The organism is Haematobacter sp. (assembly GCF_032102465.1).
Classification (GTDB): Bacteria; Pseudomonadota; Alphaproteobacteria; order Rhodobacterales; family Rhodobacteraceae; genus Haematobacter.
On the sequence record NZ_DAMDHB010000046.1, the window covers coordinates 1 to 22,705 of the forward strand.

General features: G+C 64.1%; 25 protein-coding genes. 11 read left to right on the forward strand and 14 right to left on the reverse strand.

Annotation, left to right across the window (positions count from 1 at the left end; genetic code table 11):
• The 3 genes from RT513_RS18540 to RT513_RS18550 all read left to right on the forward strand — a co-directional run.
• On the forward strand, positions 1 to 488 hold a 488-nt coding region (locus RT513_RS18540), incomplete at its 5' end, for an HlyD family secretion protein (RefSeq protein ID WP_143412960.1).
• Positions 489 to 492: 4 nt separating this feature from the next.
• Positions 493 to 1,644, forward strand: coding sequence for an ABC transporter permease (locus tag RT513_RS18545; RefSeq protein WP_035714902.1), 1,152 nt, complete (start codon positions 493 to 495; stop codon positions 1,642 to 1,644).
• Positions 1,641 to 2,810: an ABC transporter permease gene (locus tag RT513_RS18550; protein ID WP_035714904.1), complete on the forward strand. Its 1,170-nt coding sequence runs from the start codon at positions 1,641 to 1,643 to the stop codon at positions 2,808 to 2,810. Before RT513_RS18545 ends, RT513_RS18550 begins: the two co-directional genes overlap by 4 nt.
• On the opposite strand, the gene madM is transcribed toward RT513_RS18550, so the two are convergent.
• From madM to tnpB (RT513_RS18565), 3 genes are read right to left on the reverse strand one after another with little or no spacing between them, the layout of a single operon-like run.
• Entirely contained in the window at positions 2,743 to 3,519 is a 777-nt protein-coding gene (madM, locus tag RT513_RS18555; protein ID WP_226341282.1) for a malonate transporter subunit MadM, read from the reverse strand. The two genes, RT513_RS18550 and madM, sit on opposite strands and share 68 nt — an antisense overlap.
• Before the next feature lie 6 nt (positions 3,520 to 3,525).
• Positions 3,526 to 5,076, reverse strand: coding sequence for an IS66 family transposase (gene tnpC / locus RT513_RS18560; RefSeq protein WP_035714907.1), 1,551 nt, complete (start codon positions 5,074 to 5,076; stop codon positions 3,526 to 3,528).
• Between the two features lie 53 nt (positions 5,077 to 5,129).
• Positions 5,130 to 5,354, reverse strand: coding sequence for an IS66 family insertion sequence element accessory protein TnpB (tnpB, locus tag RT513_RS18565; protein WP_169743206.1), 225 nt, complete (start codon positions 5,352 to 5,354; stop codon positions 5,130 to 5,132).
• A 297-nt stretch (positions 5,355 to 5,651) separates the two neighbouring features.
• Between tnpB (RT513_RS18565) and RT513_RS18570 the strand changes: the two genes are divergently transcribed.
• Complete coding sequence (locus RT513_RS18570; RefSeq protein WP_035714909.1) at positions 5,652 to 5,855, forward strand: hypothetical protein; 204 nt, start codon at positions 5,652 to 5,654, stop codon at positions 5,853 to 5,855.
• Entirely contained in the window at positions 5,833 to 7,923 is a 2,091-nt protein-coding gene (locus RT513_RS18575; protein WP_035714956.1) for a recombinase family protein, read from the forward strand. Before RT513_RS18570 ends, RT513_RS18575 begins: the two co-directional genes overlap by 23 nt.
• Before the next feature lie 13 nt (positions 7,924 to 7,936).
• Here RT513_RS18575 and tnpB (RT513_RS18580) read toward each other — a convergent pair whose 3' ends face one another.
• From tnpB (RT513_RS18580) to RT513_RS18595, 4 genes are all read right to left on the reverse strand, one after another.
• Entirely contained in the window at positions 7,937 to 8,098 is a 162-nt protein-coding gene (tnpB, locus tag RT513_RS18580) for an IS66 family insertion sequence element accessory protein TnpB (protein WP_140418254.1), read from the reverse strand.
• Entirely contained in the window at positions 8,098 to 8,508 is a 411-nt protein-coding gene (tnpA, locus tag RT513_RS18585) for an IS66-like element accessory protein TnpA (RefSeq protein WP_035714911.1), read from the reverse strand. Before tnpA ends, tnpB (RT513_RS18580) begins: the two co-directional genes overlap by 1 nt.
• A gap of 50 nt (positions 8,509 to 8,558) precedes the next feature.
• Positions 8,559 to 9,359: a hypothetical protein gene (locus RT513_RS18590; protein WP_035714913.1), complete on the reverse strand. Its 801-nt coding sequence runs from the start codon at positions 9,357 to 9,359 to the stop codon at positions 8,559 to 8,561.
• Between the two features lie 238 nt (positions 9,360 to 9,597).
• Entirely contained in the window at positions 9,598 to 10,728 is a 1,131-nt protein-coding gene (locus RT513_RS18595; RefSeq protein WP_244901206.1) for a hypothetical protein, read from the reverse strand.
• A gap of 257 nt (positions 10,729 to 10,985) precedes the next feature.
• Here RT513_RS18595 and RT513_RS18600 point away from each other — a divergent pair, with 257 nt between their 5' ends.
• Positions 10,986 to 11,420 (forward strand): hypothetical protein, encoded by a 435-nt coding sequence (locus tag RT513_RS18600; protein WP_035714918.1) that lies wholly within the window; start codon positions 10,986 to 10,988, stop codon positions 11,418 to 11,420.
• Between the two features lie 45 nt (positions 11,421 to 11,465).
• Here the strand turns inward: RT513_RS18600 and RT513_RS18605 are convergent, their stop codons facing one another.
• The 3 genes from RT513_RS18605 to mobC are packed head-to-tail and all read right to left on the reverse strand — an operon-like array spanning position 11,466 to position 16,312.
• Entirely contained in the window at positions 11,466 to 13,412 is a 1,947-nt protein-coding gene (locus RT513_RS18605; protein ID WP_035714921.1) for a type IV secretory system conjugative DNA transfer family protein, read from the reverse strand.
• Positions 13,405 to 15,777 (reverse strand): relaxase/mobilization nuclease domain-containing protein, encoded by a 2,373-nt coding sequence (locus tag RT513_RS18610; protein WP_035714923.1) that lies wholly within the window; start codon positions 15,775 to 15,777, stop codon positions 13,405 to 13,407. Before RT513_RS18610 ends, RT513_RS18605 begins: the two co-directional genes overlap by 8 nt.
• Positions 15,764 to 16,312: a plasmid mobilization relaxosome protein MobC gene (gene mobC, locus RT513_RS18615; RefSeq protein WP_244901207.1), complete on the reverse strand. Its 549-nt coding sequence runs from the start codon at positions 16,310 to 16,312 to the stop codon at positions 15,764 to 15,766. The genes RT513_RS18610 and mobC overlap by 14 nt, the downstream gene beginning before the upstream one ends.
• A 476-nt stretch (positions 16,313 to 16,788) precedes the next feature.
• Here mobC and RT513_RS18620 point away from each other — a divergent pair, with 476 nt between their 5' ends.
• Positions 16,789 to 17,508, forward strand: coding sequence for a DNA-binding protein (locus RT513_RS18620; RefSeq protein WP_035714927.1), 720 nt, complete (start codon positions 16,789 to 16,791; stop codon positions 17,506 to 17,508).
• A 7-nt stretch (positions 17,509 to 17,515) separates the two neighbouring features.
• The gene (locus RT513_RS18625; protein WP_290686365.1) at positions 17,516 to 18,073 is read left to right on the forward strand and encodes a hypothetical protein; all 558 of its coding nucleotides are present in this window, start codon (positions 17,516 to 17,518) and stop codon (positions 18,071 to 18,073) included.
• 16 nt (positions 18,074 to 18,089) lie between these two features.
• Here RT513_RS18625 and RT513_RS18630 read toward each other — a convergent pair whose 3' ends face one another.
• The gene (locus RT513_RS18630) at positions 18,090 to 18,818 is read right to left on the reverse strand and encodes a LuxR family transcriptional regulator (RefSeq protein WP_290686362.1); all 729 of its coding nucleotides are present in this window, start codon (positions 18,816 to 18,818) and stop codon (positions 18,090 to 18,092) included.
• 124 nt (positions 18,819 to 18,942) lie between these two features.
• Between RT513_RS18630 and RT513_RS18635 the strand changes: the two genes are divergently transcribed.
• On the forward strand, positions 18,943 to 19,137 hold the full coding sequence (locus RT513_RS18635) for a hypothetical protein (RefSeq protein ID WP_226937104.1): 195 nt from the start codon (positions 18,943 to 18,945) through the stop codon (positions 19,135 to 19,137).
• Positions 19,138 to 19,201: 64 nt separating this feature from the next.
• Here the strand turns inward: RT513_RS18635 and RT513_RS18640 are convergent, their stop codons facing one another.
• The gene (locus RT513_RS18640) at positions 19,202 to 19,525 is read right to left on the reverse strand and encodes a DUF736 domain-containing protein (protein ID WP_313534242.1); all 324 of its coding nucleotides are present in this window, start codon (positions 19,523 to 19,525) and stop codon (positions 19,202 to 19,204) included.
• A 703-nt stretch (positions 19,526 to 20,228) separates the two neighbouring features.
• Here RT513_RS18640 and RT513_RS18645 point away from each other — a divergent pair.
• Complete coding sequence (locus tag RT513_RS18645; protein ID WP_290686354.1) at positions 20,229 to 20,486, forward strand: type II toxin-antitoxin system ParD family antitoxin; 258 nt, start codon at positions 20,229 to 20,231, stop codon at positions 20,484 to 20,486.
• A complete protein-coding gene (locus RT513_RS18650; protein ID WP_290686351.1) occupies positions 20,483 to 20,782 on the forward strand; it encodes a type II toxin-antitoxin system RelE/ParE family toxin in 300 nt (99 codons plus the stop codon). The genes RT513_RS18645 and RT513_RS18650 overlap by 4 nt, the downstream gene beginning before the upstream one ends.
• Positions 20,783 to 20,784: 2 nt before the next feature.
• Here RT513_RS18650 and RT513_RS18655 read toward each other — a convergent pair whose 3' ends face one another.
• Together RT513_RS18655 and RT513_RS18660 are read right to left on the reverse strand one after the other, a co-directional pair.
• Entirely contained in the window at positions 20,785 to 21,609 is an 825-nt protein-coding gene (locus RT513_RS18655; RefSeq protein ID WP_290686348.1) for a UPF0149 family protein, read from the reverse strand.
• Complete coding sequence (locus RT513_RS18660) at positions 21,606 to 22,532, reverse strand: DUF2493 domain-containing protein (RefSeq protein WP_035714950.1); 927 nt, start codon at positions 22,530 to 22,532, stop codon at positions 21,606 to 21,608. The genes RT513_RS18655 and RT513_RS18660 overlap by 4 nt, the downstream gene beginning before the upstream one ends.
• Positions 22,533 to 22,705: the final 173 nt, after the last annotated feature.

The following is a 22,705-nucleotide window of genomic DNA, read 5'->3' on the forward strand; positions in this document are numbered from 1 at the left end:
AGGCGCAGCTGGACCTGGCCCGGGCCGGGGCCTCGCCCGAGGAACGCGAGGTCGCCGCGGCCCAGGTCGCCCAGGCCGAGGCCGCGCTGGCCCAACGCCAGGCCGATCTGGACGAATTGCGGATCTTCGCGCCCATGTCGGGCGAGATCTCTGGCCGCACGATCGAGCTGGGCGAGAATGTCGGCCCGGGCGCGCCGCTGTTCACCATCGTCGATCTGGACCAGGCCTGGTTCACCTTCAACCTGCGCGAGGATCTGCTGGCGGGGCTGGAGATGGGCGACCGGCTGACGATCCGCATCCCCGCCCTGGACCGTGAGGCCGAGGCCGAGATCACCCTGATCAACGTGCAGGGCCAGTTCGCCAGCTGGCGCGCCACCCGCGCGACGGGCGATTTCGACCTGCGCAGCTTTGAGCTGCGGGCCCGCCCCGTCGCGCCGCTGGAGGGCCTGCGCCCCGGCATGTCCGCGCTGATCCAGCTGGACCGCTAGGGCCATGCTGGCCGTCATGGCGCGCGAGATCCGCCTGCTGCCGCGCCGCCCGGCGCTGGCGGGGCTGGTGATCGTGCTGCCGCTGATCATGTTGCTGGTCCTGGGCGGCATCTTTCGCGCAGGCATTCCCACGGGCATGGCGGTGGCGGTGATCGACCTGGACCGTTCGGATCTGTCGCGGGCCGTCACGCGGATGCTGGACGCGGCGCCCGAGCTGACCGTGACCCATCGCGCGTCCGATCTGTCCGAGGCACGCGCGCTGATCGTGTCCGGCGCGGTGCGCGGCGCGGTGCTGATGCCCCAGAACCTGGAACGCGACATCACCCGGGGCGCGCGCCCCGAGATCGTCACCTTCTACGACAACCAGCACATGAGCGCCGGATCGCTGGTCGCCCGCGGCGCCCGCAATGCCATCGACACGGCGCTGGCGGGCCTGCGCCTGTCGGTGCGCCAGGGTCAGGGAGAGGCGCCCGTGCAGGCCATGGTCGCGCTGCAGCCCATCCCGATGCAGGCCCATGCGCTGTTCAACCCGGCCTTTGATTATGTGCATTTCCTGCTGGCCGCGCTGATCCCCACGGTCCTGCAGATCATCGCCGCCGCCGCGACCGCCTATGCGGTCTCGCTGGATTTCGGCCCGGGGCGGCATCCGCGCGTGCTGATGCGGATGGCGGGCGGCATCCTGCCCGCGATGCTGGGCAAGATCCTGCCCTATACGGTCGTCTTCCTGCTGCTCCTGGGCCTGTCGGACGTGGCGCTCTATGGCTGGCTGGCGGTGCCCTTGCGCGGGTCGCTGTGGCTGATGGCGCTTGGCGCGGTGCTGTTCGTGCTGGCGTCGCAGATGATCGGCGCGCTGGCCTTCGTGCTGTCGCGTGACATGGGCCGGGCGGCCAGCCTGATCGCCATCATCACCGCGCCGGCCTTCGGATTCATGGGGCTGGGTTTCCCGCGCGAGGCGATGTCGACCCTGGCCCAGGCCTGGGGCGCGGCCATTCCCGGCACCTGGTATGTGCAGCTGCGCATCGACCAGTCGCTGCGCGCGACGCCCTTGGACATCTCCGCCATGTCGGTCCTGTGGCTGGCGGTGATCGCGGGCGTGCTGGCCACGCTGATCCTGGCGCAGCTGTCGCGCCTGGCCCGGCAGGAGGTCGCGTCATGACCGCGCTGGCCACCGCCTTCCGCGCCGAGCTGGCCGCCGTGCTGGGCGACCGGCAGGTGCGCATGATCGTCCTGCTGGCGCTGGTCATCTATGCGCTGATCTATCCGCTGCCCTATCGGGCCGAGCTTCTGCGCGATGTGCCGGTGGTGCTGGTCGATCAGGACGGATCGACCGCTTCGGCCGATCTGGCGCGGCGCGTGGACGCGTCGGAGGCCGTTGCCCTGACCCATCTCGCCCCCGACATGGCCGAGGCCACGCGGCTGGTCCATGAACGCCGCGCCTATGGCGTCATGCTGATCCCCGACGGGTTCGAACGCGCCCTGCTGCGCGGCGATCAGAGCCCCGTCGCGCTTTATGCCGATGCCAGCTATTTCCTGATGTATCAGCGCGTGATGCAGGGCGCCGCCGTCCCCCTGCGCCAGATGGGCGCCGAGGTCGAGGCCGGGCGCCTGATCGCCCAAGGCACGCCCCGCGCCGTGGCCACCGCCCAGGTCAGCCCCGCGAACCAGATCGAGGTGCCGCTGTTCAACCCCGCGGCGGGCTACGCGACCTATGTGCTGCCCGCGGCCTTCGTGCTGATCCTGCAGCAGACGATGATGATGGGGCTGGCCTTGGCTGCGACCCGGCGCGGGCCGCTGCCCGGCCATCCGGTCTGGCGGCTGCTGGGCCGGGCGGGGGCGTGGCTGGCCATCTGGGCGGGGCTGCTGCCGGTCTATCTGATCGTGCTGCCGGTGCTCTATGGCCTGCCGATCCTGGGCGGGCCGGGGGCGCTGATGATGCTGGGCCTGCCCTTCCTGCTGGCGGCCGGGTTTCTGGCGCAGCTGGTCGCGGCGCTGTTCCGGCGGGGCGAGGTCGTGCAGGTCGTGCTGCTGGCGCTCGGGATGCCGTTCTTCTTCCTGTCGGGCTTCGCTTGGCCGGTCGAGGCGATCCCGGCCCATCTCAACGCGCTGGCGCAGCTGATCCCGTCGACGGCGGCCATCGACGGGCTGGTGCGGGTCATGCAGATGGGCGCGACCCTGCCCGAGATCGCGCCCATCCTGTGGCATCTGTGGGCCTTGGCCGCGGGGCTGGGCCTCGTGGTGCTGGCGGTCGAGACGGTCAGCCCGTCACGGCCAGCAGCGCCAGATAGAGGACCGACGGCCCCATCAGACAGCCCAGCCCGGTGAAGAAGGTCGCCGTCATCGCGCCATAGGGCACCAGCCGCTTGTCGGTCGCGGCCAGCCCCCCGGCCACGCCGCTGGTCGTGCCCATCAGCCCGCCATAGGCCATGGCCGATTTCGGGTTGTTCAGCCCGATCAGCGGCGCGACCAGCGGCGTGCCGATCATCACCAGCACCGCCTTCAGCAGCCCCGCAGCGACCGACAGGGCGATGACCTCGGAACTGGCGCCCAAGGCGGTGCCGGTCACCGGACCCACGATATAGGTCGCCGCACCCCCGCCGATCGTCGCCATGCTGACCGCATCGGTATAGCCGAAGGCCGCCGCGATCGCCGCGCCCACCGCGAAGGACACCACGATCCCCAAGGCCAGCGCGCTGACCCCCGCCGCGCCGGCCTTGCGGATCTCGCGCATGTCGACGCCGTAAGCGGTCGAGACGATGGCCAGGTCGCGCAGCATCGCGCCCCCCATCAGCCCGATCCCGGTGAACAGCGGCACATCCGCCAGCCCGCGGCTGCCCCCGGTCATCATGCCGCCGATCCAGGCCAGGATCAGACCGATGATGATGGCCACTGCCGATCCGTGCAGCCGACCAGCCGTCAGCCGGTCGGACAGCTGATAGGACAGCCACATGACGCCGCCCACGAACAGGAAGGCAAAGACCAGGCCGTTGCGGGCCAGAACCTCGACGATCAGTAAGCGGCGGCGCCGCCTCACCTGGTTTCAGCTTGACGGGTTGAAGTTCCAGGGCAGCAGGTCGTCGATCTTTGCCTGAGGATGGCTGGCTGCCACCGCTTCCAGGGTTGCCTTGAGGTAGGCGAAGGGTTCGACGCCGTTGACCTTTGCGGTGGCGATCAGGGATGCGATGCGCGCCCAGGATCGGCCACCCTCGTCATGGCCTGCGAAGAGCGCATTCTTTCGCGTCAGCGCGATCGGCCGGATCAGGTTCTCGACGTTGTTGGAGTCGATCTCGACCCGGCCGTCGCGCAAGAAGGTCTGCAACCCGCCCCAGTGACGATGGATATAGGCCAGCTTCTCCCCGAGGCGCGACCTCATCGATATGCGCCGACACTGCAGCTGCAGCCATTCCCCGAATGCGGCGATCAGCGGCGCACTGCGCGCTTGGCGGGCCGACAGCCGCTGGCCCGGGTCCATGCCACGGATCTCGGCCTCGATCCGGTAAAGCTCGGCTATCCGGCACAGGCCCTCGGCCGCGATCTTGGAGCCGTCGCGATCAAAGATCTCCTTCAGTTTTCGCCGGACATGCGCCCAGCAATAAGCGACGGTGATCGGTGCGCCGCCTGTCCGGGACGGACGCGTCAGACGGTTGTAGCCGGTATAGCCATCCAGCTGCAGGGTGCCGTCAAAGCCATGGAGGATGCGCTCTGCGTTTTCGCCCGCGCGGTCGGGCGCATAGGTGAAGACCACACCGGGCGGATCGCCCCCGCCCCATGAGCGGTCATCGCGCGCCAGGGCCCAGAGGTAGCCCGTCTTCGTCCGGCCTCGGCCAGGATCGAGCACGGGTGCCGTGGTTTCGTCCATGAACAGCTTGCTCGACGTCTTCAGGTGCTCTGTCAGCCGATCGACCACGGGACCGAGGTGGAAGGCGGCGGTGCCGACCCAATCAGCCAGCGTGCTGCGGTGAAGCTCGATGCCCGCGCGGGCAAGGATTTGGCTCTGACGATACAACGGCAGATGGTCCGCGTATTTGCTGACCAGCACATGCGCCAAGGCGCCCTCAGTGGGTAGGCCGCCATCGATCAGGTGTGCGGGTGCCGGTGCCTGGGTCACGCCCTCTGCACACCTGCGGCACGCATATTTTGGGCGCACGGTCACGATGACCCGCAGTTGCGCGGGCACGATATCCAGCCGCTCGGTCCGGTCTTCGCCGATGCGGTGCATCTCACCACAGCCACACGGACAGAGCAGACTGCTCGGCTCGATCACGCGTTCTACGCGGGGCAGGCTTTCCGGAAGATGCCCGCGATTGCGGCGGGCGGCCCGGCGCGGGGGCGTGCGGGGCGCAGTCTCCGCATCCTGCCGGGTCTCGGCCTCGGCCAACGCGGTTTCCAGATCCTCGAAAGCCAGCTGACGCTCGTCGTCGTTCAGCTTCTCGGAGCGTTTGCCATGCAAGACCTGGTTCAGCTCGGCGATCAGATGCTCCAGCCGCCGGTTGGTTTCCTGCAGCGCGTCCCGTTCCCTCAGCACGGCAAGAACAGCGGCGCGCTGGCTTTCGGGGATGGCGGACAGGTCGATGGACGGAGCGGCGGACATGAAGTCATCATACCCTGATCCGACTGTAGTTGAACGCTTTTATTGCATTCAGGTCATTCTGAAACGGCTGGCTTTGGGGTTTCCAGAGGTCGGACCCGCCGCCAGTCGAGGCCGGCAAAAAGCGCCTCGAACTGCGTTCGGCTCAAGGTCATGGCCCCGTCCCGGATGGCCGGCCAGGTGAAGCTGTCGGCCTCAAGGCGCTTGTAAGCCATCACCAGCCCGCTGCCGTCCCAGAACAGGATCTTCAGCCTGTCGGCCGATCGGCTTTCATTCCACATACCAACTGCGTGATTTGCGGATCGAATATCCTTGGCACCCTCTTTACGGGCGGGTTTTACGCGCGCGCGATGGGGGACGCAGGCACGGATCGGACTCTGTGCTGGTCGAGGAACGGCAGGGGTTCTTCCGGACTTTGCCCCCCTGGATGTGCGATGCCGCCTATTGCGCACGCATGGAAAGCGGCCCGCCGGTTGTTGCTCTCGAAGCCTTGCGGTCGCTTGCACAGACACTCGATCTAATGCGTCACGGCCAGCTTGCGTCATCCTGTGGGGGATCGATTCCCGAGGAGGATACGCATGCCCTGCCGACCCCGACCCCTCTCGCAACAAAAGCAAGCGACGCCGAGTCAGCTCTGCCTGGACCTGAACGACAGCCCGAACCGCCCCCCGGCCGCGCCCGCGACACCGGCGATCCTGGAGGCATTGGCAGACCTGCTGCTGATGGCGGCGGGCAAGATTGCGGAGGGCGCAGGTCATGATGCACGCAAAGATCACCGCTGAGCACCTTGCCCGCAGCGCACTCGTCTACGTTCGCCAGTCGACGATGGCTCAGGTGCTCGGGAATCTCGAAAGCCAGAAGCGGCAATACCAGCTGGCCGAAGCCGCCCGCGACACCGGCTTCGCCGAGGTCCGGGTCATCGATGAGGATCTGGGACGCTCCGGCTCTGGTCTGATTGCCCGCCCGGGCTTCCAGCGTCTGGTCGCGGAAGTCTGTGCCGGGACGGTGGGGGCGGTCTATTGCATCGAAGCCTCGCGGCTTTCCCGTAATGGCCGGGACTGGCATCATCTGATTGACCTCTGCGCCTTGACGGGGGCCTTGGTCGTTGACCCGGAGGGGGTCTACGATCCGCGTCAAATGAATGATCGACTGCTGCTGGGGCTGAAGGGCACCATGTCGGAATACGAACTCAGTCTTCTGCGGCAACGTGGGCTGGCGGCCCGCGATGCGAAGGCGAAGCGGGGAGAACTCCGCTTTACCTTGCCGCCTGGGTTCTGCTGGAGCGAGGACGACAGGATTGAGATGGATCCTGATGAGCGGGTCCGGCAGGCCATCCACCTGATCTTCGCCAAGTTCCGCGAGCTTGGCAGCGGTCGCCAGGTGTTCCTGTGGCTGCGCGCGGCCGATGTCCATCTGCCAGTGGTCCTGCGCAACGGTGCCCTGCGCAAGATCGCTTGGCGCAAGCCTGCCTATCACAGTGTGATGCAGGTGCTGCATAATCCGGTCTACGCTGGTGCCTATGCCTTCGGCCGGACCGGTAATCGGATGGCGGTGGTCGAGGGCGAGGCGCGCAAGACCAGCGGCCATCACCGGGCGATCGAGGAGTGGGGCGTGCTGATCAAGAGCAATCACGAAGGATACATCGACTGGCAGGCCTATGAGGAGAACCGCGTCCTGCTGGGGGAGAACGCGCATATGCAAAAGCGAACGGCCCGCAAATCCGGGCGCGGCGGACAGGCGCTGCTGAGCGGCATGGCGCGTTGCGCAAGGTGCGGCCGGATGATGCGGGTCTTTTACAAGACCGGGACCGACCTGTCCCATCGTTACCAATGTCGGGGCGATGACAGCCATGTCGGGGCTGGGCTCTGCATCGGTGCGGGCGGGGGCGGCATCGATGCGGCAGTGACCGGCCAACTGCTCGAAGCGGTCTCCGGCCGCGCCGTGCAGGCTGCCCTATTGGCGGGACAGCAGGCCACCCGGGCACAGGAGGTGGTGCGGCTTGCTGTCGAGAAGGAGCTTGATGAGGCACGATACGCCGCGGAACTGGCCGAGCGGCGATATGAGCATGTCGATCCCGCCAAACGGCATGTTGCGCGCACGCTGGAGGCGCGGTGGAACGCAGCCCTGGAGCGGGTGGCCTCGGTCGAGCAAAAGCTTGCCGCTTTGGGCGCAGAACTCATCGCGAGGCCCGGGGTCGATCCTGATGTCCTCTTGCGGCTCGCCACCGACCTGCCCTCGGCATGGAATGCCGCCGGGACCGATGCCCGCGCGCGGCAGCGACTGGTGCGCCTGCTGATCGAGGAAGTGGTGATCGACATCGATCAGGCGGAGAACGCCTTCGTTCTACTCATTCACTGGATCGGCGGGCGCCACACCGAGGTCAGGCTGGCCCGGCGCCGAACCGGTCGCTTCCCGCCGGGGCCAAAGCGCACTGCTGCCGACATCTTGCGCAAACTTGGCGGGCACTGGCCAGACAGGGAACTTGCCGTGACCCTCAACCGGATGCGCTGCCGCACTGAGGATGACGAGACATGGACGACCGTCCGCGTGGCTGAATTGCGCGACAGGCTCGCGATCCCACCCTATGATCCCGAGGCCGAGGAGGAGAAGACCGTGAGCGTCGATGCTGCCGCCAAGCGGCTCGGCGTCTGCGTGGCATCTGTCCACAAACTGATCCGCGCGCAGATCCTCCCCGCGACACAGATCCTGTATTCCGCCCCATGGAAAATACCGCTGGCCGCGCTCGAAACCGAGGCGGTTCGGATAGGCTTGCAGGAAATAGCCGCGCGCAGGCCAAGGCAAGCGCTTGATAAGATTGCAGACAGGTCCATGACCCTACCCGGATTCTGAAGGAGGAGATGCATTATGAAACGTGATCGGCGCGCTTCGAGCGGAACACAAAGATCGTGCCGGTGAAGGGGTCTTCCGCCAGCATCGACTGCGCCAAGGCTGCCAATCCGTCGTGCCCCTTCCTGAAGTCCACCGGCTTGGTCGCCACCAGGATCCGCATGCCCTGCGACGGCATCAGCACGGCGCGGCTCCAAGAGCACGGACAATCTCGGCCAGCCGAACGGCGGGCGTGTCCGCGGCCAGCTCAAGCCTCACCTCCCCGATAATGATCCTGATCCCCTCGTCTGCAGCGCGCCCGTCGTAGGAATGGACAGCAGGCGGTGTATCGCAAACCACCAGCGAGGCAAAGACCGGCTCTTCGGCCAAGATGGCTGGCAGCACCAGCTTGCCCTGCTTGGCCAGCCGCCGCCACGCCGATACCTGGTTCGGCTGCACTCCATAGTGATCCGCCACTGCGTTTACCGTGGCCCCCGGCTGCAGTGTATCGGCGACCACCCGAGCCTTCACCTCATCCGGCCACCGCCGATGACCAGAGGCATAAATCTCCACGCCCAGGGAGGTGAGAAACGAATTCTTGGCACACATTGCGAAACGCACTCCCCATCAGCCGATGAAAAGGACTTCGCAGCAGCGCGTCAGCCACGCAACGTGGGGTTCAGACGCCGCTTACGATTAAGGATAGATTCCTCTGTCGTCGCCTTAGGTGTGATCTCAATATCCTTCAGAGATACGCTTTTCAGCGATATACCGAAACTTGCGATATACAGATTATGGATGACCTGCCAGATGAACCCACCACCAATCACGAAGGCAAGTAGATTGAACCAATTGGTCATGTCGAACGGACGGAAGTAGGCACCCGTCATGATCGCATCTCGCTTCTGGAATAGATGCCAACAGGCGATGACGCCGATAATCATGAAGAGAGAGGCCAGCATCGACCAACGGCCGGGCGACTGTATCCGCTTAAACCTCGAAAGCGGAAGCCGCTTCGAATCGGCACCGTAGAGCATTTGTTGCAGGATGCTTCGCTCGATCTCCTGCCTGCTCACCTTGCCGTTGAAGGACCCGGCTTCGGGTGGAGCTTCAGGCAGAAACGCTGCCAAGGATATCTGCAAAACTGGTCGCTTATACCCCTTCAAGAAAGACTTGATGATGCTGCTTTTGCCTGATCCGTAGGGTCCGGTGAGGGCAATGTTCATCACACGGGGGTTGTTGGTCGCCTTGGTCAACGCGGCTGAGTACACGCCCGCCGGGTCGGCCTGATCCGTCGGGGCGAGGTCGACGTATCGCGTTCCCGCGCCTGCCTCCTCCGGTTTCCGAGTGAGCCGATCCGCAGCCGTAATAAACCAGCCCGCTAACTTAAATCGATAGTAAGACAAGTTCTTAAAGCCCCCAGATCTGGTGTGACTAAGTACTATGTACCACAGCTTCATGGGTGAGCTACCCAAAGACTGATCTGGAAACACCTATGGTCGCATTTTCAGAGGATGCGGAAGATTATGAGCCCACCCGACGTCGTCGAACTGCGACGTCAATGCGAAGTTTCCGCCCGCAAGGTGCATTGCAAGGCTTAAGTCGCTGCATTGCGCACGAACGGCCGCTGTCGGGATCGCCGCAGTGCAGCAATGGCGAGCGTCGACCGGCAGGTAAGGGCCGAGTTTGCGCTCATGGCTATCCAGCTTCGCCGTCGGCCTTGCCCTCCAGCAACACGATCCTCTCCCTGAGCCGCATCGCAAGCGGGTCCGCGTTCCGCCCGCCTTCAACAATTCTCCTCAGTTCCTCGTGTACGAGATCCATCGAACCGACCCGTCGGCTTGCTGCGATCAGATGTTCTGTCGCCTCGTCAATGTCATGCGGACCGGCATCATAGCCTCGACCCGCAATCAGATGCCGGATGGCGCAAAGTGCAACGCTCGTCGCAAAGGCTGGCTCCTTCACGGCAAAATCCCGCGCCGCGCGCGTGAGGGTCGCCGGGGCCGCCTCACTGTCCTGCGCGCAGTCCAGCGCAATGTCCAAGTAACCGGCGGTCTTGGCCGCGGCGAACCACTTCCCCTTGCGGCCATGCAACGCGATCAGATCCTCGAGAATGCCGCGCGGGTCGGTGTCCGGATAGCGCTTCACCAGATCCCGCCACATCGCCAGCCAGGTGTTGCCCATCGCCGTCGGCAGGCCAAAGCGCCGATAGGCTTCGTCAGGCTGCCCGCGCCGGATCAGCAGCGCCTCGCAAAAGCGGGCAATCTCCTGGCGACCCCAGTTCTGGCGATCATCCTCCATCAGCGCCGCGGCGCGGGCGAGGGCCTCGTCCTCCCGCCCCTGGCGTATGAGCGCCTCGGCCGCGAATTTCTCGTCGAACCAGAGGCGGCTCCTCTTGACCTCCATCAGGGCAAGCAACTCGTCATACCGCCCTGCCTCGAGAAGGCAGGAGAGGGTCAATGTTGCGGTGGGGATGTGAATGAAACGCGCGTGATCTGCCCATGCAGCGAAAACCATGGCAAGATCCCGGTCGGCATGATCGTTGATCAGGGCGGGATACACCGAAATCTCGCCGAACCCATCCGCCAGTGGCGCGAGGTAATCCACGCCATCCTCGGCAATGGCCGTGCGAATGCGCTCCAGCCACTGCGCCCGCACGCCCTCATGCGCTGGCGCGGCAATCAGCACCGGCACGAGATCCCCCAGTGTCCGGCGCACCGCAGTGCCAAGTGCGCCGGAGGAGGTATCGATATGTTCAAAGGCCGGCCAAATTCTCTCGGCCAGGACGATAACTCCCTCGGCGGCGGCCACCGGATCGCTGCGGTTCAAGGCCCGGATCTCTGAACTGGCCGCCTTCAGGCGCTCAACGGCTTTCGCTGTCCCGTGCCAGCTGAAGGCCCCTGCGCGCATACCAGCCCGAAACGCCCATGGATGTGATGGTTTGCGCGCCAACCTGTTCTCCCCGGCCACGCACGGAGACTGCCACAGCCTCTCCAGCGGATAAAGGCATTCTGCCTGAGCAGCTTGCATGCCTTGACGCTACACCGGGTCTGGCGTTGATGACCGGTAAGTGGAAGGAGCCGCCCATGGCCGCAAACGGTGACATCCGAGAGAAACTCGCCAAGCTGGAAGCCCTGTTCGCGCGCGGCGCGACGGCAGGTGAGCGTGCCGCAGCAGGCGCCGCGCGGGACCGCCTGCAGGCGAAACTGGCGTCAGCCTCTGCCAGCGAGCCGGAAACCGAGTTGCAGTATACCCTCCCCGACATCTGGTCGGTGCGGATTTTCGTGGCGCTGTGCCGCAAACACGGGGTCAAGCCCTACCGTTATCCGAGGCAGCGCCGCACCACCGTCATGGTCCGGGTGCGGCAAGCCGAGTTCGAGCGGTTGGTCGCCGAAGAGTTCCGGACGCTGCACCGGGAACTCACCCGCTATTTCAACGAGACGGTCGATCATCTGATCGCCGATGCCATGAACTCTGACGGCGACGACGAGACGCTGGAGCAACGCCAGCTTCCGGGGTGACCTATGATGCTTCGGGGCGGAGCGGTACACATAGCCCGCGGCCTGTCATGCCCCGGGCGCATGTTGCGCGAGGATTCCTGCCGTTTTCAGCACGGCGGCTTCCACGGCCTGTCGCCCCTCTCGAACCGTCCCGAGCGCCGTGAGATCGATCCGGATCGGCTCGGGCGGAGTGGAAGCGGTCTCGCGGCGCAAGGGCGCGCGCAGTCGCGGTGCAGCGGGCACCGGCGCGGACGCGCGTTTTCGGGCCTTCTTCCCCGGAGCCCCAGCAACCGCGCTCAACGCCCGCGACAAACGTTCGACGGTTTCCTCGGTCTCCTTCAGACGCGCCTCGTACTGCCGCTTCTCGGCATCGGGATAGGGATGGCTCCCCGACTGCCCTGCGTGGATCACCTTCAGTGCCGGATCCTCATAGTATTTGATGCGCCACGCCCGGATCGGCATCTGGGCATCGATCACCAGGATCACCTCGTCTAGGTTTAGCCGGCGTGCCTCGTCCTCGTTGAGGAGCGGTGTTTCTTCGGTCCGCTCGGTCACGCTGCGCCCCTCGAAAGGGTTGCGACCCACCGAGCGGGACCGAGTGACCACCCGCTTTGTCGTCTTGCCAACAGCCTGGCTCAGCTCTTCGATGGTCTTCTGGTCAGATGGGGTCAGATAGAGTTTCACCCCGGCGCCGCCTTGCAGGGAGCGGCGGGTATTCTCGCCATAGATCTCGTCCAGCGCCGGAATAGTCTGGGTGACGATGGCGAGGTTGCCGCCATAAGAGCGCAGCGTCTTGATGCTCTCGGCCACGATCGGCATCTTCCCCAGCCGGTCGAACTCATCGAGCATGATCATCACCGGCCAGGGTTCGTCCTTCCCCGGCTCCGCGGCCTGCAGCGAGGCAATCAGATCCGAGAAGAACAGCCGGATCAGGGGGGCCAGCGGCCGGACCATCTCGGATTCCACCACCAGATAGATCGCATGCGGCTGCCGGCGGATGTCCCGGAAGGAAAAATCCGAGGTCGCCGTGGCCGCATCGATCGCCCGATTGTCCCAGGTATCGAGCCCGGAGGTCATCAGAAGAGAGAGGTAGGAGGTCAGCGTGTCATTGTTGGTCGAGGCCATGCGCTCGAAGATCAGCTTTGCCGAGGGGTTCTTCACCTCCTCTGCCCGCTTCATGAACTCCAACTGCTTGTTCCCGCCCGAGGCGGTGATGCGGTAGATCTCGCCGATGGTCGGGTTGCCGCGCTCGAAGGCCAACAGCCCGGCCGCAACGAAGAGGTCGATCCCGCCGGCGAGCAGGCCACTGAGCTTCTCGTTGTCGGTCTGCAGAAACAGTTTGGCGGTCAGCTTCAGCTCCATCTGCTGGCGGTCGGGGTTTTTCAGGGCGGCGATCCGGGCCAGCGGATTGTAGCGATGCGTTGGCCGCTCCCAGTCCGTTGGCGCAAAGCGGAATACTTTGTCCCCGGTGGACGCCCTGAAGCGTGAGGTCTCGCGGAAATTCTCGCCCTTGACGTCAAGGACCACGGCCGAGCCGCGATAGGTCAGAAGGTTCGGGATCACGAAGCCCACGCCCTTGCCGCGACCAGTCGGGGCCACGACCAGGGCATGCGGAAAGGTGCGCGAGACGATGAAAGGCTTTTTCGACTTCGGGGAGCCCATTTTGCCAAGCAAGAAACCCGCGCCCGGCCCGGCAAAGAAGCCGTTTCGCTTCATCTCGGCCCGGCTCTGCCAATGGGTGGTGCCGAAGCTGGTCAGCGCATCGCCCAGCATGGTTGCGGTCAGGAGGAGGGCCGCGAGGCCGGTCCCGAGGATGATGCCATTCACCCAGAGGAAATCCTGCGGAGCCGATGTTCTCAGCCCAAGCCAGTTCCGCGCCAGCAGGGTGAGATCGAAGCTGCGCGTCGAATAGGCATACTGGACAGAAAAATAGATCGTCGCCAGCACATAGCCGATGGCAAACCCGAGCAGGGTCAGAACCACGGCGCCAAGAAGCATACGGCCCTTATCCATGGGTGATCCCCTTCTCGCCATGGGAGAGGGAATGCCTCAGATCCTCGCCGTGGCGCTCTTCCACGATCCGCTCGAGCACCCGGTCCATCGCCGGATCATTGGCATGAACCTCCTTGGCCTCGAGATAGGCCCGCGCCAGCTGCAGCTGTTCGAGCGCATTGGGGGTGATCCGGTCCAGCACCTTAGCATCACCGCGGTGCAGATCATTGATTTCGGCCGGCGTCAGGCGATCATTGACCTGTTCGACAAAGCGTTGCTGCGCCGTGTCAGAGGCCAGATCGACCTTGCCGTCGGCGGCCTGTCGCAAGGCGGAGGCCAGTTGGGGCGCTGTCACGTCGAGAGAGCGGCGTTCCGCATGAGCCTGGCGGGCGCTGTCCTCAACCTCGGCGATCTTCTCGCTGATTTGGGCGCGGGATGCGCCTTCGGCATGCAGTTGGTTGATTTCCCGGCTGACGGCATCGCGGATCTGGTCCTGTGGGGTTTCGGCCCGGAAGCGCGCCATCTCGCGAACTTCCTCAGTGATCGGACCGAGCCGGATCGATGGATCACGCTGCGCGAGGTCCATATCTCCGGCATGGAGGGTTCGATGTGCGGCCCGAACGCCGGTCGCCGGTGACTGCATGACATCGGTGGCCTTTTCCCAGGCCATGGTTGCCAGTTCGGCATGCTGCGGCGAGCGCTCAGCAAAGCGATCGAAGGCCTCTTTCGCCTCAGCCACCTGCTTTTCGCCATCGCGCCGGGCGCGCGGATCATCGGAGTAGGGATAGCTGAAATCCGTCCGCGTGAACTGGCTGACCAAGGCGCGGAACTCCTGACGCTCGGCCGGGTCGAAGATGTCCGGCTCGCTGCGGGCCGCCACGTTGTCAGCCGAAACGCGATGAGCGGAAATCTCCGACCGCCGCGCCCCCTCTTCCCTTTCCGGCCCTTCCCTCTCCACCTCCTCAACGGCGCGCAGGACACGGGCCTCAGTCAGCACATCGCCCAGCTTGCCATGAACCGCCTCAAGACGGTCCATCGCCTGATCGCGCTGCGCCGTGTCACGCAGATCAAGCTGCTCTTCCTTCGCGATGGCCCGAAGATCCTGCGCCAGCCATTGCTGTTCCAGCGCGGCGTTGCCCGCCCCCTCGCGCATTCGGGCAATGACAGCGTCGCTGTCGATGCCGGTTCCCCGCATGGCCTCAGCAACGCGAGCTTTAAGGTCTGGATGATCAAGCTGATCCCGGTGGGCCTCCACCAGGTTTGGCGCGGCATAGATCCCGTCCCGGGATGCGGGTTCATGCAATGTGTCGGAGCGCTCTCCGAGGGGTTGCAGATGCGAGACCTCACGCAGCACATCAGTCAGTTTGCGCTCGATCACCGGGCGTTCGGTCGCAGAAGCGCGCTCGATCAGTCCTTCGATCTGGCGGATGTTCTGCGAGAACCGATCAATCAGTTGGTCGAAATCATGAACTTCATCAGTCATATACAACACTCCGTCTGACTGTATACGATTACCCCGGGCAAGCACATCCCCGGCCCGGGACAGGGCTTCCGCAACATCGTGGAAGTTCGAACGCGAGGCCTCGGCGGCGAGGCCCCGATAGATCGCGGCATTGCGCGCCACCTCGGCAATGGCGTGGTCAAGGTCAGCCCCGGTCCGCAGGCGCTCCACTGGTGCCCTGCCCTCCTGTTCCGCCTTGCGGATTTCGACGTCGCTGGCCGCACGGGTGAGCACACCCCGGTCCAGCCTCCGCGTGGCCTCGAGACGCAATCCGTGACGCTCGGCCGCCTCGACCATCGCTTCGCGGAAAACATCGTAATTGAAGTGATGATCCTTCCCGAGGAAGAACATCTCACCGTCCTTGCTGCGGCGGTTCAGCACGATATGCGCATGGGGATGGGCGCGGTCTTCATGGATTGCCGCAATGTAATCGAACTGCGCCCCGTCGCCTTCGAAGAACCGCTCACAGATCTCACGTGTGATCTCGCGAACCTCTGATGTGCGGGTGCCGACCGGAAAAGCCATCAGAAGATGCGAGGTGTGACCAAGCTTCGGACTGTGGCGTTCGTTCCACTGGTTCTCGAAGCGCCGCGCCACACGCTCGATCTCAGCGGGCGAAAGCACCTTCTTGCCGTCATGGGTGCCACGGGAATCGAGAATGAAACTAGATTTGGTGGTCAGATAGGTAAGCTGGGAACGCAGCTGCGCGCCCGTATGGCATCCGCCCTGCCGGATCGGTTTGAAGATCGCCGGGGCATGCCCGCGTGCGGCGCGCACCATCTGCGCCCGCCGACCAATGCCACCAGAGGCAGAGCCAGAGACCTTGCTCCAGCCACGGTCAAAGAGCGCCGGGTTGACCGCCCTTACGGCATCAGCGCGGGCCATCACGAGCCTCCCGGATCAGGGGCGCCAGCGCCTTGTCCACCTCCAGCTTGAGGGCAGCCCGCCGGTTGCGGCTCATCTCCTGGACCTGATCCGCGATGGTGAAAACCAGTCCAGCCAAGGCCCGGATCTCGGCCTTCTCCTGTGCTGTCAGGACCGCCTGCTCTGCCCTGACGCGCCCCTCGTTCAGGCGACGGGCGATCTGATTGATGTTGTTGCCCACCCGGTTCATTGCCGCGCCAAGGCTGCGCAGTTCCTCCGCCATGTGCTGATCAGGCGCGAGCAGATCAATGGATGAGAGAACCAGAGCGCGCAGAGCATCGGAACGATGCCCGATACCGCGCACCGAGAGCGCCGCGTCAAACCGGCACAGCTCAGCCGCGCTGAGCCTCAATCCGACCACCTGTGGCCGACTGCCGTTCGAGGCTCGCCGCCCTTGGGCATGGTGAACCGCATTGTAGATCGCCTTCAGGCTGACCCCGAACTGCTGCGCCAGATCGGCTGCGGACACGCCTTCAGACCGCTCTTTGGCGATCATCAGACGCTCCTCTTCGGTCATTCGGCGGGCCGGGGACATTTTGAAGTTAACGCTCCTATTTCTTGCCAAGATCGTACAAGCCCGCCGACTCCCAGCACAAGCGGAGTCGGAACTATGGGCTTGTACTCATTATGAAAAACCGTCCCGAAGGGGCGGTTTCACGTTGTCTGCGGACTGCATCACGCCCCCTGCGATTTGCATCCCGCCCAATGCGAAATGCGCCACGCTCTCTGCGATCTGGAGCATGGCTTCTGTCGTCTGCATCACGCTCTTTGCGTCCTGCATTCTGCGGAGTGGAAAGTGCCGGAAGGGGAATGGGACCTGCATCACGTTGCCTGCGCCACGTCCTTTGGGAGCTGCGCAATGCGTGCCGCTTCCTGCGATCTGCGCCTTGCGTCCCGCTTGACGCATCCGAGTCAGCACCTTACGACAAAACGGCGTTAATGTTTGCGAGTAACTATTATTGCAGGTGCGCCATGCCGAATGACTCCTTGCGCGTAATCGCCGCCATGGCCCGCAAAGGCGGGTCGGGCAAAACCACGCTGAGCCGCGCGCTGATCAGCGCCGCTATCGCCGCAGGTCGGCGGGTCACGCTGATGGACACAGACGGAACCGATGCGCTCGGGGCCTGGTATGAAAGGGCCGAAGGTGCCGGCTACGGATCACCCCTGCTGACCCGCATCAGGGCGCTCAGCATCGCCGCCATCGAGCAGGAGATCGAGCGGATCTACGACGAGGATCTGGCCGATCTGATCTTCATCGACACCGCTGGTGTCGGCGCGGACTGGTCGGACAGCGTCGCGGTGCTGGCTGATCACATCGTGACCCCGGTGATGCTCTCGACGACCGACTTCAAGGTCGGCATCCAGACCGCAGACTGGTTCGCCCATCTGCGGACCCGTGTGGACGACCCGAGCGCCCTACCCCAGCATCATGTGGTTCTGAACATGGTGCCCGCGAAACCGACCAAGGCCGATGCGGAACTGATCGCACAGGCGGTCAACTGTTTCCCGGTCGTCGAAACGGTTATGATGCACCGAAACGCCTTCAAGGAGATGGATCGGCTTGGTCTGCTTCACGCCATCGCTCTTGCGCGGCAGAATGACCCCAACCCACTGATGAAGCCCCATGCCCGCCCGCTCGTCGAGGCGCTGGAAGAAGCCACCGACATCTTGAACACCATCATCAGCGGCTGAGAGTGACATGGTCCGCAAACGCATCCCCCTCGTGACACGGCCGGATCAGGCCTATTCGTTCAGTCTGTCCCAACAAAACACGACGAACCCGGCACAGACGCGAGACAGAGACGAACCAGCCAGCGCGGCCGAGGCCCGTGCGCCGGCGCAGCCGAGCGCCAGCATCGCATCGGAGGATCAAGCCTCAAGAGATGACTCCAATGCCTCGATCCAAGTCGACGTGCGCGTGAACGCGTTGAAGCACCAGGAACAAGGGCTGGTTGCCTGCGGCATTGCCCCCCGACAGGTGATCCGGGCCGCCCTGCGGAAGGCCGTGAAGAGGTGGGGACTCTCATCGACATATGTCCTCCCATCCAGTGACGGGCGGACAAGTCAGGCAAGCTGGACCGTCAGGACCAGCGTCGCCGTGCCAGCCGCCATCTTTGATCGGCTGCTTGCCGATCAGGATCCGCTCGGGGTCGACAGCCGCTGGTCATTGGTGCGGGGTCAGCTGGAGCCGCTGGTCTGGGCGGAAATCGATGCTCTCCTCGCATCGCTCAGTGACGACTCCGACGATGTCCGCTGACCCACGCTGGCAGGGGCTATTCAGGCCCTGACGCTGGCTGGTTCAGGATCAGACCGCGCTTGGTAGCGATTGCCACTGCCTGTACCGAGTTCCGCGCCCCGAGCAGGTTCCTTATCCGCTCCAGGCGCATCTTTATGGTCTCGGTACTGACGCCCTGTCGATGCGCGACTTCCTTATAGGGCAAACCGTTCGCCAGATCAGAAAGGATAGCACGCTCCATCTCTGAAAGCGGTCTTGCCGCCTCGATAGAGGCGAGCAGCTGTTTGAATATGCCCTCAACCTCGTCCAGCTCACCGTCGGTCAGTTCCCGATCCTCGCGGGCGCAAAACAGGCAGCTGAGCGTGCCATATTCTTCAATGCGACTGCGAGAAACGCCGCAACCATAGTTGAGGCCATACTCGCGCGCGTGATCCATTATCAGAGTGCCAGCAGGCGAGAGCTTTTCGACCGGCACTTCACTCCATCTGATGCGACCTGAATGCGTCCTGGCCCAGAGATTGACCGGATCAAACATCGCATATTGCCGCTCAGTGTAAATCTCGACCCAACGCTCCGGATAGGTGGAGACATAATGCTCTGGCGTCAAACTGCGCACATGGATGACGAGTGAATAGCCCATCGGTGCAATTGCCCGCAGCCGGGCATCCAAATGGGCCATTTCTGGAACAATAGTCCAAACCATTACCCCTCCCGCACGAGAAAATGTGCAGTCCTCAAACAGCGATACCAAAAAGGGTAACGGCATGGCCGCTCCCCCACCGTTATGTCAGGTTGTGATGAAAGCGCGCGCAAATCAACCGTGAAGCGACCTTGCGAAAAGGGTTCCGATCGCCAGCCAGCGAAGTTCTGTGACAGTCGAGACAAGTATTATGAACGTGCAGACCAGTGACCATCGCGGCGGCTCATGCCGCACCAACCGCATCGAGGCCCGGCCAATCGCCCGGCTGCGCCACAAGGACGATGGCAGGGTCATTGGCCTGGTTTATGAATGGAACACAGGCGAGACGCAGACGGCTTGGTTCGGCAAGGCCGAGCGCAGCTTCGTGACAGAAGAGTTGCGCTGAGGGCCATTGCTCGCCGGCAAGATGAAAGGCCCCGGCCTTTCGACCGGGGCCCTGGTTGGGGGGATTACTCCCCCCGGCGGCTGTTCGGGCGCGACCAGATCAGGCTCGAGCCCTCGCCGTCCTCGTCGTCGAAGAGGTTGGCGTAGATCGGGTGCGAGAAGCTCGGATCGTCCAGCTTCAGGCCCAGATAGTCCCGGCCCTCGTTCGAGCGCTTCGACCAGGCGGCACCGATCTCCGCGCGGCCCACCAGGATCCGGTGCGAGGGCGCATTCTCGCCCGTGGCCCGCAGGTCCGGGACGATGCGCACGCCCTTGGCCTGAACGCTCAGGGTGACGATTTCGCCGGTGTATTCGTTGCCGGTCTTCTTGAAGGTGCCGATGGTCGCCATTGTCTGTCTCCATTCTCTCGTGTTCGGGCCCGCTCCATTGCGGCCTCGATGGCGATCGACAGGCCGGGGACGACGGCCAGCGCAGTCCCGTCCGGGACCCTGACAGCACAGGCAGGGCTTTCTTGTCTTCCGCGAGGAATGACGGCACCGCCGGCAGGGGAAGAAAGTTCAACGACGCTGTTGCGCCGAGACGTCGAAGCGCGGCTTCCGCGCTGTTCTTCGGCCAGATCAGCCCATCACAGAGGACGCATGCGAGCGGTCCCGTCACCCCAGAGAGACAGGAGACAGCGGCGATCCTGAAGGAACCGGCAGGAAGGCGCCAAAGGCAACCACCGGCGATGGTCACCCCAGCTGTAAACAGGCGGGCTTGCGCCCCTCCCCGCCGACCTGCGGGCCACGGGCACCGCACCGCATCAGACCGGAAACTGGGCGGGCCACCGGATCGGCACCTGCCGCCCGAGTGCTCGACCGGGAAGAGGGACAGGGCCGGAAGCGAGATCAGAGCGTGCCACTGGTCCGCAGAACCCAACGATCAAAGAGGCCGGAAAGAGGGAAAGACTGAGCCCTGTGCGCTCATGACGACGGGAAAATCCGACCGACAGCCAACCCGGCGAAAAGCAGGAAGGCCGCGCCATGAACGCCGCAAGGATTGATAACAGTTATCAAGCGTGGCATTGTGAAACCAGCAATAGCGGAGGCCGCGATGATCAGTGCCGATCTGGGAACACAGCTGGAGAGCTTTGTGACAAAGCTGGTCGAAACCGGCCGCTACAATTCCAAGAGCGAGGTCCTGCGCGAAGGCATCCGCCTGATCCAGGAGCGAGAAGCCCGCCTTGCTGTCCTGGACCAGGCCCTGGCCAGGGGGCTTGCAGATGCTGATTCCGGGCGGGTCAAACCGGCCGGCGACGTCTTCGCGCGGCTTGAGGCCAAGTATCAGGCGATGGGCAAACCCGCGAAATGATCGTCGAGATCACCGCTAAGGCCGAAGCGGATCTGGAAGCCATCGGCGACTACATCGCACGCGACAATCCCGTACGCGCTATCAGCTTCGTGCGTGAACTCGGCCGAAGCTGCATGGAACTCGCCGAGTTCCCCGAGGCCTGGCCGATTGTCCCACGCTATGAGACGCAAAGCATCCGGCGCCGCGTTCATGGCCGCTACCTGATCTTCTACCAGATCCGCGGGGATCAGGTGACAGTGCTTCATGTCGTGAACGGCGCGATGGACGTTGACGCGATCCTGTTCCCGCAAGGCTGAGATCAGTGAACAGCGCCGCAGCATTTCTTGTACTTGCGCCCTGAACCGCAGCTGCACGCATCATTGCGACCGGGCTTCGATGCAGCTGAGGGCGCAGCAGTCAGATTGGCGGCCAGCGGCAGACCGGGCATGGATTTCGCCGTATGCGCCTTGGCGAAGGCGTTCAGATCCTCGACCATATCGGGGATCAGATCATGGGCCTCGCGCGACAATTTCGTAGCCTTCCAGCCTTTCCCTTCGGCGAACCCGGTCGAGATACTCGAGAGTTTGCCTGCGAGATCCAGCGCCTTCTTCGCCCGCCGGTCCTTGCTGTCCTCAATCAGATCCCAGGCGTCAGGCCGCAGTCGCATCGCCGCGACGAAACCCATCATCCAGAACTCCCAGATGATGTCCCCGTTGCGCTGATCCTCGTCGAGGACAGGGAAATACTCCCCCGGGATCATCAGCATTCCGGCAACGCGGTTGTAATGCGCCATGATGAGATCGAGAGCCGCCTGAAGCTCTTCGGCGCTGTCGAACTCCGGCGGGCCGCCAGTCCCCCAGACCTTGGCAAGCCAGACCGAGGGCGAAATCATTTCCGGACAGGTGATGAGACCCGCACAAAAGCCATCGAATTCGGCGAGGATCATCGGATCGTTGTCTTCGGGCAGTGCCGAAAGCACCGCATCGAGGTGATCAAGGTCTTCATCGCTATGCCAAAGTGCAATCGTCATCTTGAGCCTGCCGTCAGGGAGTACGTTCATGCCTTTCCTATACGGGTTCGCTTTGCTGCAAAACACCCGGCCGCAGCTCTGAGCCTCCGGAACCCGTATGGGGTGGCGCTTCACGCGCCACCTTTCGCCATGCGGTAAACCGGGATGCCCATCTTGCGGGCCTTGTCGGCGAGGTTCTCCTGGATGCCGGTGCCGGGGAAGATGATGACGCCGATCGGCAGGCAGTCGAGCATCTGGTCATTGCGCTTGAACGGCGCGGCTTTGGCATGTTTGGTCCAGTCCGGCTTGAAGGCGACCTGCGGCACCTTGCGGTTGCTGGCCCAGGTGGCGGCAATGCGCTCGGCCCCCTTCGGGCTGCCACCATGCATGAGCACCATGTCCGGGTGTTTGGCGTGGATCTGATCAAGACGGTCCCAGATCGTGCGGTGATCGGTGGTATCCCCGCCCGAGAAGGCAACCTTCGGCCCCGGCGGCACCAGCATCTCGGTCTTCGCGATCTTTTTGGCAGCGAGGAAATCGCGGCTGTCGATCATCGCAGCGGTCAGATGGCGATGGTTGGCGCGTGAGCCCGAACGCGGCGCCCAATGGGTGCCGGTCACGCGCAGGAAGATGTCGGCGGCGGTTTCGCGGAAGAGTTCCAGACTCTCACGGCGCTCAATCAGATTGCCGCCGATGCCGATCAGGCTCTCGAGCTGAACGGATTTGACCTCGCTGCCATCCTGTTCCCGCTGGAGGCGTTTCTGCGCCTGCTCGTTGTCATCCAGCTTGCGCTCGATCCGCTCGGCAGCGCGGTGAAAAGTGTTGACGGTTGACCAGAGGATCTCGTCGAGGTCGAAATCGAGGCTGGTATCGGCCATGGTGGAGATGAGGGCGTCGAAGATGTCGGAGACCGCGGTCTGGATGGCCTGGTCTTCGGGGGTGGGCCGGGGATCTGCCTCGCCCTCAGTGGGACGATAGCCATAGAGCTGCATGTCCTCGATGATATGGCCGGTCGGGGAAATGCTGTGATCGGGCTCGAATGTGTCCTGGGCATACATGGGATGCATCCTTCGGCTTGGACCGCGACCGTCGCGGCCTTCTGGCGACGACAAGCCCACGGGCGCTCCGGTCGGGCAGCCCGCGCACCCGCGGGCCTTGATGGCAAAGCCCGGCTGATTTGATGATGTGGACACCCCCACCCCAACCGTCGAATCTGGTTTCAACGGTTCCC

What these genes read in the sequence shown, in the direction of transcription:
- RT513_RS18545 (WP_035714902.1), top strand. Translation starts at nt 493, where the DNA reads ATGCTGGCCGTCATGGCGCGCGAGATCCGCCTGCTGCCGCGCCGCCCG.
- RT513_RS18550 (WP_035714904.1), top strand. Translation starts at nt 1,641, where the DNA reads ATGACCGCGCTGGCCACCGCCTTCCGCGCCGAGCTGGCCGCCGTGCTG.
- tnpC (WP_035714907.1), bottom strand. Translation starts at nt 5,076, where the DNA reads ATGTCCGCCGCTCCGTCCATCGACCTGTCCGCCATCCCCGAAAGCCAG.
- tnpB (WP_169743206.1), bottom strand. Translation starts at nt 5,354, where the DNA reads ATGTGGAATGAAAGCCGATCGGCCGACAGGCTGAAGATCCTGTTCTGG.
- RT513_RS18570 (WP_035714909.1), top strand. Translation starts at nt 5,652, where the DNA reads ATGCCCTGCCGACCCCGACCCCTCTCGCAACAAAAGCAAGCGACGCCG.
- RT513_RS18575 (WP_035714956.1), top strand. Translation starts at nt 5,833, where the DNA reads ATGCACGCAAAGATCACCGCTGAGCACCTTGCCCGCAGCGCACTCGTC.
- tnpB (WP_140418254.1), bottom strand. Translation starts at nt 8,098, where the DNA reads ATGCCGTCGCAGGGCATGCGGATCCTGGTGGCGACCAAGCCGGTGGAC.
- tnpA (WP_035714911.1), bottom strand. Translation starts at nt 8,508, where the DNA reads ATGTGTGCCAAGAATTCGTTTCTCACCTCCCTGGGCGTGGAGATTTAT.
- RT513_RS18590 (WP_035714913.1), bottom strand. Translation starts at nt 9,359, where the DNA reads ATGAAGCTGTGGTACATAGTACTTAGTCACACCAGATCTGGGGGCTTT.
- RT513_RS18600 (WP_035714918.1), top strand. Translation starts at nt 10,986, where the DNA reads ATGGCCGCAAACGGTGACATCCGAGAGAAACTCGCCAAGCTGGAAGCC.
- RT513_RS18605 (WP_035714921.1), bottom strand. Translation starts at nt 13,412, where the DNA reads ATGGATAAGGGCCGTATGCTTCTTGGCGCCGTGGTTCTGACCCTGCTC.
- RT513_RS18610 (WP_035714923.1), bottom strand. Translation starts at nt 15,777, where the DNA reads ATGGCCCGCGCTGATGCCGTAAGGGCGGTCAACCCGGCGCTCTTTGAC.
- mobC (WP_244901207.1), bottom strand. Translation starts at nt 16,312, where the DNA reads ATGATCGCCAAAGAGCGGTCTGAAGGCGTGTCCGCAGCCGATCTGGCG.
- RT513_RS18620 (WP_035714927.1), top strand. Translation starts at nt 16,789, where the DNA reads ATGCCGAATGACTCCTTGCGCGTAATCGCCGCCATGGCCCGCAAAGGC.
- RT513_RS18625 (WP_290686365.1), top strand. Translation starts at nt 17,516, where the DNA reads ATGGTCCGCAAACGCATCCCCCTCGTGACACGGCCGGATCAGGCCTAT.
- RT513_RS18630 (WP_290686362.1), bottom strand. Translation starts at nt 18,818, where the DNA reads ATGCCGTTACCCTTTTTGGTATCGCTGTTTGAGGACTGCACATTTTCT.
- RT513_RS18635 (WP_226937104.1), top strand. Translation starts at nt 18,943, where the DNA reads ATGAACGTGCAGACCAGTGACCATCGCGGCGGCTCATGCCGCACCAAC.
- RT513_RS18640 (WP_313534242.1), bottom strand. Translation starts at nt 19,525, where the DNA reads ATGGCGACCATCGGCACCTTCAAGAAGACCGGCAACGAATACACCGGC.
- RT513_RS18645 (WP_290686354.1), top strand. Translation starts at nt 20,229, where the DNA reads ATGATCAGTGCCGATCTGGGAACACAGCTGGAGAGCTTTGTGACAAAG.
- RT513_RS18650 (WP_290686351.1), top strand. Translation starts at nt 20,483, where the DNA reads ATGATCGTCGAGATCACCGCTAAGGCCGAAGCGGATCTGGAAGCCATC.
- RT513_RS18660 (WP_035714950.1), bottom strand. Translation starts at nt 22,532, where the DNA reads ATGTATGCCCAGGACACATTCGAGCCCGATCACAGCATTTCCCCGACC.